Source organism: Nocardia sp. NPDC057353 (assembly GCF_042667085.1).
Taxonomy (GTDB): domain Bacteria; phylum Actinomycetota; class Actinomycetes; order Mycobacteriales; family Mycobacteriaceae; genus Nocardia.
Genome location: NZ_JBHVAK010000056.1, coordinates 31391 through 44617 on the forward strand (window position 1 = coordinate 31391; position 13227 = coordinate 44617).

Consider the following 13227-nt stretch of genomic DNA (forward strand, 5'->3'; position numbering starts at 1 on the left):
CGCGCGCTCACCACTCGGGCAGCCTGCGCCTGCCCTCCAGCACGTCACGCACCAGGTCGTCGTAGCCGTCGGCCAGCTCGGCCAGGTGGTGCCAGGCGCTGTGCAGCCGGTCGTCGTCGGCGTCCAGCGTCATCAGGGCGCGGTGCGCGCGCACCGAGGACTCGGCGAGGCGGTCGGTCACCGCGCCGATGGTCTCGGTGTGCAGGGTGGCGCCGAGCCGGTGCTCCGGCACGTTGCGCGCCACCCAGTCGTCGATCGCCATCACCAGCTCACCCCGGCGGCGGTCGATCTCCAGCACCGCCGCGGGCGCGATCGGCGTCTCCGGGCCGCCGGGGCCCATGCGCCGCTCGTGCAGCACCGCCAGATCACGCGCGAACCAGAGCAGCGGCCCACCGACCACCCGATGGCCGCGCAGCGCGCGGAGCAGGAGATCCGAGAAGGGTAGCTGTCCTTTTTCCGAAGCACCCGGGTCGACACCCCTCGGCGTCCCGGGAAAGGTCGTCACGACCGTAGAACTATCCGAACCTGCCACGTTGCCTCGCAGTCATCGCCGCACAACACCGGATCAGAGCGTTCAAACGTTGACCAGACTAAACCCCGCGAAGACCCTGTCAAGCGAAGTCCCGGCCGCGACCGGAGCCCGATTCCAAAGCGTTACCCGCCGGTGCTCGGCCGAAATTCCTTGTCGGCCGATGGTTTTACCGGTGCGCGGATGGGTAGCGGTGCCTCAGGTCAGAGTTCGGGCAGGTAGGCGATCTGCACCATCTCCTGGCCGCGGCTGCGGGAGACCAGGGTGCCACGGCCGGGCGGCAGCTTGCTCGGCCGCACATCGCCGATCACCTTGCCCTCCTCCCTGGGTCCGCTCATGATCAGCGCGTCGACCGACAGGTTCTTGAGGCCGCCGAGTACCGGGTCGAACAGCGCCCGCGAGACCCCGCCCATCCGGCGGGTGACGACGAAGTGCATGCCGATGTCGCGGGCCTGCGGCAGGTACTCCAGCAGCGGGGCGAACGGGTTGCCGGTGCCGGTGGCGACCATGTCGTAGTCGTCGACCACGATGTAGATCTCCGGGCCGGTCCACCAGCTCCGCTCGCGCAGCTGCTGCGGGGTGATGTCGGAGCCGGGGAGCCGGGTCGCCAGGTAGCCCGCGACCTCCTTGATCATCGGCGCACAGGTCTGCGACGAGGTGGAGTAACCGGCCAGGTGCTTGCCCTCGACCACGCCGAGCATGGTGCGGCGGTAGTCGATCATGATGATCCTGGCCTGCTCGGCGGTGGAGTTCTCCACGATGCCCATGACGATATTGCGCAGCAGCGTGGTCTTGCCGGACTCCACGTCGGCGAAGGCCATGAAGTGCGGGTCGACCTCGAAGTTGAGCACCAGCGGCTGCAGCTCGGATTCGCCGAGCCCGATCACCACCTTCGTGGGGCCGAGCTCGATGCCCGCCGCGGCGGTCTGGGCGAGCAGCTCGCCGCGGTCCAGCCGCAGCGGCAGCATTCTGACCTCGGGGGCGCGGTGCCGCGGGTGCAGCTGCTGCAGCCCGGCGCGGGCCGCCGCGACGCCGTCGGACACGGTCTCCGGGTTGGAGTCGGAGTCGAGCCGGGGCAGCGCGACCAGCATGTGCAGCTGCTGCGGGGTCATGCCGCGTCCGGGGCGGCCGACCGGCACCTGGTGTGCGGTCCTGCGGCCCATCTCGGAGTCGGAGGGGTCGCCGAGCCGCAGCTCCAGCCGCGTGCCGATCTGGTCCTTGACCACCGGGCGGATCTCCGCCCAGCGGTTGGCGGCGATCACCAGGTGGATGCCGTAGGAGAGGCCCTGCGCGGCGATCGCGTTGATCTGCGCCTCCAGGACGTCGAACTCCTCGCGGATCACCGCCCAGCCGTCGATCACCAGGAAGACGTCGCCGAACTGGTCGTCGGCGAGCGGGTTGCCCGGCGAGGAGGCGCCGCCGGGAACGTGCTGCGCGGCGGCGAACTTGCGGCGCCGGAAGTCGACCATGGACTCGATGCCGCGCTCGGTGAAGCGCTCCTCGCGCTGGCGCAGCAGGGTGGTCAGCTCGGCGATGGTGCGCCGCACCCGGTCGCCGTCGAGGCGGGTCGCCACCGAGCCGACGTGCGGAACCCCGTTGAGCCCGGTCATGCTGCCGCCGCCGAAGTCGAGGCAGTAGAACTGCACCTGCTCCGGGGTGTGCGTGGCGGCCGCGGCCATGATGATCGAGCGCAGCGTCGTCGACTTGCCGGACTGCGGGCCGCCGACGACGGCGATATTGCCCTGCGCGCCCGCCAGGCTGACCGTGAGCACGTCGCGGCGCTGCTCGTAGGGCTTGTCGATGACGCCGATCGGCATCCACAGCTGGCCGTGCCGGTTCACCGGCGAGCGCCAGTCCGGGTCGGGCAGCAGCATGTCCACCGTCGGCGAGTCGTCCAGCGGCGGCAGCCAGACCTCGTGCGCGGGCCTGCCGTGCCCGGTCAGCCTGCGCACCACGACGTCGAGCAGGCTGTCCGGGACGCCCTCGTCCCGCGCTGCGGCCTGCCCGGGCGGCGGCGGCAGCTCGGGCCTGCGGTTGCCCGCGGGCGGCGGCGGGGGCAGCCCGAGCGGATCGTCCGCGGCCTCGTCCCGCTGCTCCGCGGCCTCCGGCAGCTCCACCGGGCTCGCGGTGAAGACCGTGGGGCGGCCGCCGGTGACCGGGCCGCCGTCCTCGGCGGCCTCGCCGCCCTGCGGGGCGATGTACGGCCCGGAGACGTAGGAGGCGTTGAAGCGCAGCGGATCCGAGGCGTCGCTCTTGAGGTAGCCGGAGCCGGGGACGCTGGGCAGGTGGTAGGCGTCGGTGATGCCGAGCACGGCGCGGGACTCGTTGGCGGAGAAGGTGCGCAGCCCGATCCGGTACGACAGGTGCGATTCCAGGCCGCGCAGCTTGTTCTCCTCCAGCCGCTGCGAGGCGAGCAGCAGGTGCACGTGCAGCGAGCGCCCGAGCCTGCCGATCTGGACGAAGAGCTCCGCGAAATCCGGCTTCTGCGAGAGCAGCTCGGAGAACTCGTCGACCACGATGAAGAGCGCGGGCAGCGGGTCGAGCGCGACGCCCGCCGCGCGGGCCCGCTCGTACTCGGTGACGTTGGCGTAGTTGCCCGCCGAGCGCAGCAGCTCCTGCCTGCGGTTCATCTCGCCCGCCAGCGCGTCCTTCATGCGGTCGACCAGGGCGAGTTCGTCCTCGAGGTTGGTGATGACCGCGGCCACGTGCGGCAGCGGGTCGAGGCCGAGGAAGGTCGCGCCGCCCTTGAAGTCGACCAGGACCAGGTTGAGCGCGTCCGGGGAGTGCGTGGTGACCAGCGAGAGCACCAGCGTGCGCAGGAATTCCGACTTGCCGGAGCCGGTGGCGCCGATGCACAGCCCGTGCGGGCCCATGCCGTTCTCGGCGGACTCCTTGATGTCCAGCTCGACGGGGGTGCCGTCCGGGGTGATGCCGATCGGCACCCGCAGCCGCTCGCGCGCGGTGCGCGGCCGCCACACCCGGGCCGGGTCGATGAGCGCCGCGTCCTGGATCCGCAGCAGCGACATGAGCCCGGGGTCGGAGACCGAACCCTCACCGAGGCTGACGATCTGCGCCGCGGTCGCCAGCCGGTACTTGGCCAGCCCGCGAGCCAGCGCCGCGGCCTCGGCGGTGCCGACCGTGTCGACGGTCGCGAACTTCTCCACCCCGGCGGCGCTGCGGGCCGAGACGTCGCCGTCGCCGACCAGCAGTTGCAGGCCGCGGCGGGCGGCGAGGCCGCCCTCGGGGGCGGTGAGGTCGAGCACCGTCACCGAGTCCAGGCCGGACTCGCTGACCAGCCGCTCGCTGCCGTTGACGTAGCCATCGTCGATGACGACGACCAGGTGCAGCCTGCCCTGCGTCGGCTGCGGATTGCGCATGAAGCGGCCGCGCTCGAGCAGCTCGCCCTGCAGCGCCGTCTCCAGCTCGCCGAGCGAGGTGTAGAGCATGCGGGCCGAGCCCATGCCGTCCCGCTGGGTCGGATGTTGCAGGTGCGGGAGCCATTTCGTCCATGCCCACGGACCGTCCGGGTCGGCGCAGACGATCGCCACGATCAGGTGGTCAGGGCCGTGGAAGACGACCAGCTCCATGAGCATGGCGCGGACCAGCATGCGGGCCTCGTCGGGCGGGCCCTCGATATTGATGGCGGGGAAGGCGCGCAGCGACACCGCGGTCGGCAGCCGGTGCACCACCGAGTGGGTGCGCACGAAGCGGCGCAGCGCGACCGTGGAGACCGGCTCCAGGTCCTCCAGCGGGCCGGTCTCCGGGCGGGCCAACTTGGTGGCGAGGCGGTGGCTGCCGATCCCGACCCGGACGTGGCCGAAGTCGGGGTCATTGGGTCGGCGCTCCCACATCCGCCTGGTACCGGTCAGCGACAGCAGGTCGATGGGCTCGGGGTGGCTCCAGACCAGCGTCTCCAGCTGCTTGCCGCCGGTGCGCCTGACGTCCTTGCGGATCTGGTCGAGGTAGCGGAAGTAGTCCTTGCGCTCCTCGTTGAGCTCGACCGCGCGCTTGCCGCCGCCGCCGCGGTACCCCGCCATCATGCCGACCATGGACATGACCATCATGAGCGGGAACATCATCATGAAGGGGTTGGCGAGCAGGTTGCGGCCCATCATCGCCATCATCGCGATCATGCCGACCATGGCGATCACCATGACCACCGGCATGATCTTCATCATGAGCGGTGCGGGCAGCGGCCGCGGCACCTCCGGCGGCGGGGTCAGCGCCACCTCGCCGCCCGGCGCGCGCGGCGGGGCGATGCGGGGGCGTCGGACGAAACCTTCGGTAGCCATGGGTCCTTCGGGGTCTTGCGGTCGGTCAGGGGGTGAGCTCGGCCTCGATGTCCCGGCGTCGGCGGCGGTACGGGAGGCTGACCGCGACCGCGACGGCCAGCCCGGAGAGGCAGACGACGGAGCCGATCACCGCGATCCGGCGCGGGCGCGGATCCGGCCCCGGCGGCAGCACCGGCGCCGCGATGGGCCTGGCGACCGCGGCGCCGACGCCGATCGGCTGCGCGGGCAGCGGGGCGGTGAGCGCGGCCACCGGATCGATCAGCCCGGCGCCGACGGTGTCCTCGCGGCCGATGCCAGGCGCCTGCGCGGTGCGGGTGATCCGGTCGATCACCTGCTGCGCGTTCAGCTCCGGGTAGCGGGCGCGCACCAGCGCGGCCAGCCCGGCCACGTACGGCGCGGCGAAGCTGGTGCCGTCCACCGCGCGGATCCCCTCCGCGGTCTGTACGCCGTTGACCAGGCCGGCGCCGCCCGGCTTCGAGTCCAGCGAGACGATATTGCGGCCGATCGCGGCGACGCCCACCCAGGGGCCGTGCAGCGACAGCTCGGACGGTTTGCCGTCCGCGTCGACCGAGCCGACGGCGAGCACGTAGGGCGCGAACCAGGCCGGGCTGGCGACGGTGTTCACGGCGGACCAGCCGCTGCCGTCGTTCTGCGTCTCGCAGGCTCCGCTGGAATCGACGTTCCCCGCCGCGGCGACCACGACCACGTTGCGGTCGTAGGCGTATTTCACCGCGGCGCCGAGCGCGCCGTCGGAGGTGTCGGTGCCCGCCCGGCTGCACGCCACCTCGGAGATATTGATCACGGTGGCGCCCATGTCGACCGCGCGGACCACGGCGCCCGCGAGTGTGAGCACGCTGCCGTACCCGCCGCTGCGGATCTCGCCGGGCTGGGCGCGGGCGCTGTCCTTGCGCTCGTAGGCCAGGCTGAGCTGCCGGATGGCGAGGATCTCGGCGTCCGGCGCCACCCCGACGAAGGCGTCCTCCAGGCTCGGGCGGGCGGCGATGATGCCCGCCACCAGGGTGCCGTGGCCGTCGCAGTCGACGGTGCCGTCGCTGTCCGAGACGTAGTCGCCGCCCGGCTGCAGCGCGGGCAGCCGCGGGTGCCGGTTCACCCCGGTGTCGATCACCGCGACCTTCTGCCCGGCGCCGCGGCTGAACTGCCAGGCCGCCGGGAGGTCGAGCACCCGCTGCGCCATCGGCGGCTCCTGCGGCGGCGCGCCGATCAGCACCGGCTCGGCGCAGAGCGACCGCTGCTCGGTCGGCTCGGTCGGGGCGGGCGCGCCGCTGATCGCCTGGGCCGCGCCGAGCGCGCCGGGGTCGATCCCGGGCGGCGGGATCGCCGCCGCCGGGGCGAGCGCCGCGGCACACGCCCCCGCGAGCAGCACCGCCGCCCCGCCGACCCGGGCAGCCACTCGGCGCGCGGAGCTCATAGGTCGATATTCCTGGCCATCGAGTAGACGCCCGCGATCCACAGCACCAGCGGGATCACGGCGACGATGAGCAGGTACTCGAAGATCTCGATGCCGCGCCTGGTCACCGGGGTGGCCTCGATGTGCGGCCCGATCACGCCGAACGCGATCGCGCCCGCGGCGAAGGCGAGCAGCAGCCCGACGGCGAGCAGCTCGAAACCGCTGTCGCCGAGCGCGAGCCCCGCGATCAGCGCGACCGTGGTCAGGCAGCCGCCCGCGATCAGCGTCACCGCCTGGATCAGGTCGGCGAAGGCGCGGCCGCGCAGGCACAGGATCACCGCCGTGACGCAGGCCAGCGTGATCCCCTGCCAGCGCGGATGGCCGAGCGGGTCGGCCGCGCCGAAGGCGCCCAGCACGGTGACGATGGCGCAGGCGAAGATCAGCCCCGACTGGTACCGGTTCGCCGCCCGCGCCCGCAGCTCCAGGCCGGTGGCCGAGGGCAGCGCGGTCGCGCCGATGGCGCCGATGCCCTCGAGGGTGGGGCGCTGCTCGTGGTCGGCCGGGTCGATCGCGGCGCCCGCGGTCGGCACCGGCGGGATCGGCAGCCGCGCCAGCCCCGCGGCGAGCCGCGGCGCCATCGAGATGGCGATCAGCCCGACCACGAGCAGCCCGCCCGCCAGCTTCGGCAGCCCCGGGTGCCAGGCCAGGTAGACCCCCGCCGCGCCGATGCCGACCACCGCGAGCGCGCTCGCCGCGATGAAGAGCGCGGCGCCGACGCCGGTCACCCGGTACCCGAGCACCGCGAAGACCAGCAGCACCGAGCTGCCGAGCAGCAGCTGCGCCGCGCCGAGCTGCCCCGGCACGAAGAGCGCGGCGCCCGCGAAGGCGAGCAGCAGGCCGTCGGCGGAGAGCCAGGTCGCGGTCAGCTGGTCGCGGTACCGGCGGGCGGCGAAGCCCGCGCCGGTGAAGGCGGCCGCGGCGGCGCCGGTCAGCGCGAAGGCGGGGGCCAGCGGATCGCCGTGCTGCCGCGCCACGACCAGCAGGGCGATCAGGACGAGCACGGTGAGCAGCGAGCCGACCAGCCCGGTCCAGCGCGCGGAGCCGCCGGTCCAGCCGCGGAACTCGGCCGCGGTGAGTTGGGAGACCGCGTCGATGACGTCGTCGAAGAGCGCGGGCGCCTCCTTCGCCGTGACCGAGCGCAGCACCAGCAGCTCGCCGTCGTAGATCTCGGCCTCGTCCAGGCTGCGGCTCGGCGCGATGGCGTCCCTGCCCAGCCGGGCCAGCGTCCAGCGCTGCGCGTTCAGGTCGCCGGGGGCGTCCTCCGCGGCGGCCGGATTCGGGTTGCGCGACTCGATCAGCGCGACGAGCTCACCGATGTACCCGGCGATCGGGACCGTCGACGGCAGCCCCACATCCAGCTGAGTGTCGCCACCGATCACGGAGACTCGGGTGAGTTCCGCCTCGACGGCCCGGGCTCCCCCGGCCGACTGCGTTTCGATCAACGACGTTCACGCCCCCAACAGCGCCGAGTGCGGTGGCTCCCGGCGCGCACAGGTAGATGAGACTTGCGTTGCAGCCTCCCGGCAGCTGAACCTAATGTAACGGACAGACCACCGCCCACGCGATCGCGCAGGCCGGTCCGAGGTGAACTGAATGTCAACGGTAGAAGAAGATTTCGGGGTTCTCACACCATGACCGGCAATCGCCAAGCTCAGCGCGCCTTCGACGCCGGAGTCCTTTCACTCGGAATCTCCCTCGAGGGTCAGGAGTCCGCACGGGACCTGGAGTACGCCAAGCTGGCGTTCCAGCGCGCCACCGAGTGGGATCCCGCCATGTGCGATGCCTGGCTGGGCCGCGCGGCGGCCGGGGAGCTCACCCGCGAGGTGCTCGACAACCTCTGCCGCACCAGCGGCAGCACGCTGCAGCGCGAACAGCGCAGGCTCGGGCTGCCAGCCCGCAAGCTGGCCGGGCGGTTCCTGCCCGGCCTCTACATCGACTACCCGCTGGCCAGCTACACCGAGATCTGGCTCGCCTGGGCGGCGCAGCTGATCGCCGAGAAGGAGTACGGCGAGGCGGAGAAGGTGCTGGACGAGCTGGCCGCGCACCGGAAGTCGCGCACCGACGACCCGGAGCGCGAGGTCGACGACCGGATCGCCGCCTACGTGCGCGGGGTGCTGCACTACCAGACGCAGCGGTGGCCGGATGTCATGGCGGTGCTCGCGGGTTCGGCGGAGTGGCCGGACCCCTACCTCGCCGCCGGTGCCCATGTGATGGTCGGCACGGCCTGCGCGCAGCTCGGGCTCTTCGGCGAGGCGATCCGGCGGATGGAGCAGGCCGAGCGCGGCCCGATCCCGGCGGCCCGCTCGACCGCGATGTTCTGCCGCGGGCTGTGCCTGCGCGAGATGAACAACGAGGACGAGGCGCAGGCGCTCTTCGAGAAGGTGTACTCGCAGGCACCGGATTTCGAGGCGAACACCGCCGCCATGCGGGACCGCACCTACCGCATCACGATCACCTCCCGAGAGTCGATCGACGCGCGAACGGACCGCTGGGACCCGGCCTCCTCGCCCTCGATGGAGCAGATGGAGCAGGCCGAGTCCGAGGACCGGGCGAAGAAGATCCTGGCCGAGGCGCGCGCCGAGCTGGACTCGCAGATCGGCCTCGGCTCGGTGAAGACGCAGGTGGCCAAGTTGCAGTCCAGCGCGCAGCTGGCCAAGATCCGGGCCGAGAAGGGGCTCTCCAGCGCGCCGCGCGGGCAGCACCTCGCCTTCACCGGGCCGCCGGGCACCGGCAAGACCACCATCGCCCGCGTGGTCGCCAAGATCTACTGCGGGCTCGGGCTGCTCAAGACCGACAAGGTGGTGGAGACCAAGCGCTCCGACTTCGTCGGCCAGCACCTCGGCTCCACCGCGATCAAGACCGAGGCGCTGATCGACACCGCGATGGACGGCGTGCTCTTCGTGGACGAGGCGTACACGCTGATCCAGGCGGGGCTCTCCGGCGGCGACGCCTTCGGCCGGGAGGCGGTGGACACCCTGCTCGCCAGGATGGAGAACGACCGCGACCGGCTGGTCGTCATCATCGCGGGCTACGACGGCGAGATCGACCGCTTCCTGGCCAGCAACGACGGCCTCGCCTCGCGCTTCGCCAAGCGGCTGCAGTTCCCCTCGTACACCCCGGAGGAGCTGGGCGCCATCGGCGGGGTGATCGCCGACAAGCGCGATTCGCAGCTCTCCGAGGAGGCGGCGGCGCTGCTGGTGCGGGTCTGCGCGCACCTGTACGACCTGCAGAGCACCGACCAGAGCGGGCAGCCGCGGCGCGGCGTCGACCTGGCGGGCAACGGCCGCTTCATCCGCAATGTCGTCGAGGCGGCCGAGGAGGAGCGCGAATTCCGGCTCGCCAACGACGAATCGCTGGATCTCTCCGCGGTCGACGACGATGTGCTCATGCGGATCGAGGAGCCGGACATGCGCACCGCGCTGACCGGGCTGCTCGCCTCGCTGAACCTGCCCCCGATGAACTTCTGAGCAGCGCGGGAGCTACCCGGTCGGCTCCTGCGGCAGCTGGTCGCGGGCGACCATGGCGTCCCGCGGGTCGAGGGTCGGGCCAGGCACCAGCTGCCCGACGATCGCCCACGGCGCCAGCCGCGGTTGGCTCGACAGGCCGAGCACCCCGGCCACCTCCGCGTTCGGAACCCCGTGCCGGAGACCGGCGTCGGTGACGTAGAAGAGGCTGCCGCGGCGCGGGTGCCCCGGCTCCAGCCCGGTCATCTGCACGTACTCGCCGGTGCCAGGCGCCAGGTAGACCTCGTCCACCCGCTCGCCGGTGCCGTCGCCGGTGGCCAGCTCGACCGGGTGCGCGTTCTCCGGGATCGGCACCCTCGTCCCCGCCAGCAGCACAACGGTGGCCCGCTCGGACGGCGCGTCACCCGTCCCCTCGGCGGGCGCGACGCCGGGGTCCTTGGCCCAGGAGACGCAGGAGACCGGCGCGTCCTCGGCCCGCACCACGGTGGGCTTCTCCTTCGGGAAGTGGTCGAGCGGCAGCGCGCGCACGACCGGCACCTCGTCCAGCAGGTCCGGGGCGAGCGCCGGGATGTCGCTGAGCCCGTAGGAATCCGCGAACCGGATCAGCTGGGCGGTGAACGGGCTCACCGGCTGCAGCCCCCCGGCGAGCACCAGGTAGCGGTCGGTGCCGTCGGTGGGCGCGTCCGGTACCGCGACGATGCTGCCCACCTGGTACCGGGCCAGCGGCCCCGGCCCCGGCGCGCCCGCCTGCGGGATCTGCGGCGGCGTCAGCGGCGGCACCGGCGTCGTCGCGGCGAGCAGCCCCGGCCCGGCCGGGCGCGGGGTGCTGCCGCTCAGGTCGAGCGCGCGGGCCAGCACCGAGTTGCCCGGGTCGAGCTCGGCGCGCTTGCCGTCGTAGAGCAGGAAGGTCTTCCCGGAGTGCCGCACGAGCAGCGCCTCGCTCGGGGAAAGGGCGCGGGCGCGGTCGCCGAGTTCGGGCCTGCCCGCCAGCACCGTCGTCTTCCCGCCCGCGGCGGAGGCGGCGCTGCCGCCCGCGGAGAGCGAGATGGTCTCGCAGGTGGTCCACTCCGAGCGGTCGCCCTGGCCGGAGCCGGGCAGCACCGCGGGCGCCCCCGGGATCCCGAGCAGCGGGCCGCGCGGCAGGTCGTTGAGCTTGCTGTCCTTCACCGACTTCGGCTCCGCGGTGCTGCCGGTGATCAGCCGCGCCGAGGCGAGGTTCAGCACCGGGTGCAGCGTCTTGCTGCCGTCCTCGGCGCCGACCACCACGTACAGCGCGCCGCTCTGCTTGCCGGAGACGATCAGCGCGTCGCCGATCGCGCCCTGCGGCCGGATCAGGCCGAGAATGGCCGCGCCCGCGACGATCAGGATGCCGAGCACGAGACCGACCAGGAGCGAGCGGATCTGGGAGCGCATCGGGTCGTGCAGCATGCGCACGTCCCGGCGGACGAGGGCGTGGTCGAGCCTGCGCAACAGGAATCTGTACCCGTTGACCTGGGCGCGAGTTGTCAGCTGGGCGGGCACGCGATCTCCGGGAAGCCGTGGGAATCGCTCCCGGAGTCGATCACCGGGAGCCGTCTGTAGCGGACACGGTACCGTAGCCGGGGATGGCCCGGAACCGCTGACATCCAGAGCATTTCGAGCGCGGGCCACTCGGCTTCGAACAGGGAAACGCGATGACGACGCTGGCCGACCAGACGATGAACGACGAGGAAGCTCCCGGCGACGGCGAGCCGGATCCGAGCCCCGAACACCCCGAAGAGCAGCGGGAACAGCCCGCACCGGGCTCGCAGTACGACCGGCTGCGCGACCCCGCCTTCTGGCTGTTCCGGATCTACCCGCTGCGCGTGGTGATCCCGGCGCTGCTGATCGCCGCCGTGCTGGGCTGGGTGATCTTGGCCACCACGGACCACGTGCTCGGCGCGGTGGCGGCGGGCGCGGTGGCGGCGCTGATCCTGCTCGCGCCGTTCCGCGGGCGGACCCTGCTCGACCGGCTCGGCGGTGTGCTGGCCCGGCGCCGGGACCGCAGGCTTCCGGAGAACTGGGCGGCCACCGGGGAGCCGTTCGACGTCCCGGTGAGCGAGGGCGGCGGCTACGGCATGCGCTGGGACGGCGAGATGCTGCTCACCATGCTCCGCATCGACCCGCCGCCGGACACCCTCACCCTGCTGCGCCCCGGCGAGCTGAGCACCGACCAGCTGCTGCCGCTGGCCGAGGTCGCCCGCTGCCTCTCCCAGTTCGACCTGGAGCTGGCGGGCATCGACCTGGTGAGCACCGGCGCCAGGACGGCGGGCACCGGCCCCGCCGCGGAGCTGTACGAGCGCATCCTCGGCCCGCTGCCCGCGATCGCGCACCGGACGGTCTGGCTGGTGCTGCGGCTCGACCCGCTGGCCAATGCCGAGGCGGTCGCCAAGCGCGGCGGCGGCAGCACCGGCACGCTGCGGGCCGCCATCATCGCGACCCGCCGGGTGGCGAACCGGCTGGCGGCGCTGGACATCGCGACCTCGGTGCTGAGCGCGGGCGAGATGAGCGCCGCGCTGCGGACGCTGACCCACGGCACCGAGCTCGACCAGCTCATCGAGACCCCGCGCGGCCTGCGCAGCGGTGACCGCCACCTGACCATGTACCGGGTCGAGGCCGAGGCGGTGCAGCCCGCCGGGCTGGCCGCGATCTGGGCGCTGCCCAGCCTCTCCACCACCGTCACGCTGCGGCTGCGGCCCGGCGTCGCCAAGCCGGACACCCGCCGCGACCTGACCGGGACCGTGCTGCTGGAGGCGCTGGTCCGGCTGGACACCGCGGCCGAGCCGGAGGCGGTGCCGCTGCCGAGCCTGCGCCCGCTGCCGGGGCAGCAGATGCGGGCGCTCACCGACAGCATCCCGCTCGGCGCGAACCGCAGGGTCGACCCGGCCGCCTCGTACCGCGGCACGCTGGTCGCGCTGCGCGACATCGCGGTCCCGACGGCGGGCTGCGGGCAGCTGATCGGCGCCGACGAGGAGGGCCACGGCATCGCGGTGCCGCTGATCGGCGAGGGCACCAGGCACCTGGAGGTGGTCGGCAACCTTGACCTGGCGCAGCAGGTGGTGCTGCGGGCGACCGCGCTCGGCGCGCACGCCATCGTGCACACGGCGCGGCCGGACCGCTGGCAGTCCATGGTGGCCGCGCTGGAGGCGCCGCACATCCTCGCCATCGCGCCGCGCGCGGCGGGCGCCAGCTACCGGCTGCCCGCCGCCCCGCCGCCGCCCGCCGCGCCCTACCCGAGCACGACCGTGCTGGTGTTCGACGGCATCCCGCCGATGACGCACGCGGGCGGCGCCACCATCGTGCACGTGCGCGAGGCGGGCGAGCCCGCCTCGCTCGACGCGGATGTGGCGCTGATCCAGGATCAGGAGGCGCTGAACCGGATCACGGTGCGCACCGCGGCGACCGAGGTGACGGTCTCGATGGTGACGACGCCGCAGGAGATGGAGTACATCGGGG

General features: G+C 73.0%; 7 protein-coding genes. 2 read left to right on the forward strand and 5 right to left on the reverse strand.

Going from position 1 to position 13227, the window contains the following annotated elements:
* Nucleotides 1-7: 7 nt before the first annotated feature.
* The 4 genes from ACFUUZ_RS25015 to eccD all read right to left on the reverse strand — a co-directional run bounded on the left by ACFUUZ_RS25015 (nucleotide 8) and on the right by eccD (nucleotide 7668).
* The gene (locus ACFUUZ_RS25015; protein WP_378700197.1) at nucleotides 8-505 is read right to left on the reverse strand and encodes a DUF4254 domain-containing protein; all 498 of its coding nucleotides are present in this window, start codon (nucleotides 503-505) and stop codon (nucleotides 8-10) included.
* 227 nt (nucleotides 506-732) lie between these two features.
* Entirely contained in the window at nucleotides 733-4821 is a 4089-nt protein-coding gene (gene eccCa, locus ACFUUZ_RS25020) for a type VII secretion protein EccCa (RefSeq protein ID WP_378700199.1), read from the reverse strand.
* Nucleotides 4822-4846: 25 nt separating this feature from the next.
* Nucleotides 4847-6250 carry a type VII secretion-associated serine protease mycosin gene (gene mycP / locus ACFUUZ_RS25025; RefSeq protein WP_378700201.1) on the reverse strand — a complete coding sequence of 468 codons (1404 nt, stop codon included), beginning with the start codon at nucleotides 6248-6250 and terminating at the stop codon, nucleotides 4847-4849.
* Nucleotides 6247-7668, reverse strand: coding sequence for a type VII secretion integral membrane protein EccD (eccD, locus tag ACFUUZ_RS25030; protein ID WP_378700203.1), 1422 nt, complete (start codon nucleotides 7666-7668; stop codon nucleotides 6247-6249). The genes mycP and eccD overlap by 4 nt, the downstream gene beginning before the upstream one ends.
* A gap of 252 nt (nucleotides 7669-7920) precedes the next feature.
* Between eccD and eccA the strand changes: the two genes are divergently transcribed.
* Nucleotides 7921-9756, forward strand: coding sequence for a type VII secretion AAA-ATPase EccA (gene eccA, locus ACFUUZ_RS25035; protein ID WP_378700205.1), 1836 nt, complete (start codon nucleotides 7921-7923; stop codon nucleotides 9754-9756).
* 12 nt (nucleotides 9757-9768) lie between these two features.
* Here the strand turns inward: eccA and eccB are convergent, their stop codons facing one another.
* Entirely contained in the window at nucleotides 9769-11274 is a 1506-nt protein-coding gene (eccB, locus tag ACFUUZ_RS25040; RefSeq protein WP_378700207.1) for a type VII secretion protein EccB, read from the reverse strand.
* Nucleotides 11275-11426: 152 nt separating this feature from the next.
* Here eccB and eccE point away from each other — a divergent pair.
* On the forward strand, nucleotides 11427-13227 hold a 1801-nt coding region (eccE, locus tag ACFUUZ_RS25045), incomplete at its 3' end, for a type VII secretion protein EccE (protein WP_378700209.1).

Bases quoted from the DNA above. Each gene is read 5' to 3' on its own strand.
- eccCa (WP_378700199.1), bottom strand. From the start codon at position 4,821: ATGGCTACCGAAGGTTTCGTCCGACGCCCCCGCATCGCCCCGCCGCGC.
- mycP (WP_378700201.1), bottom strand. From the start codon at position 6,250: ATGAGCTCCGCGCGCCGAGTGGCTGCCCGGGTCGGCGGGGCGGCGGTG.
- eccA (WP_378700205.1), top strand. From the start codon at position 7,921: ATGACCGGCAATCGCCAAGCTCAGCGCGCCTTCGACGCCGGAGTCCTT.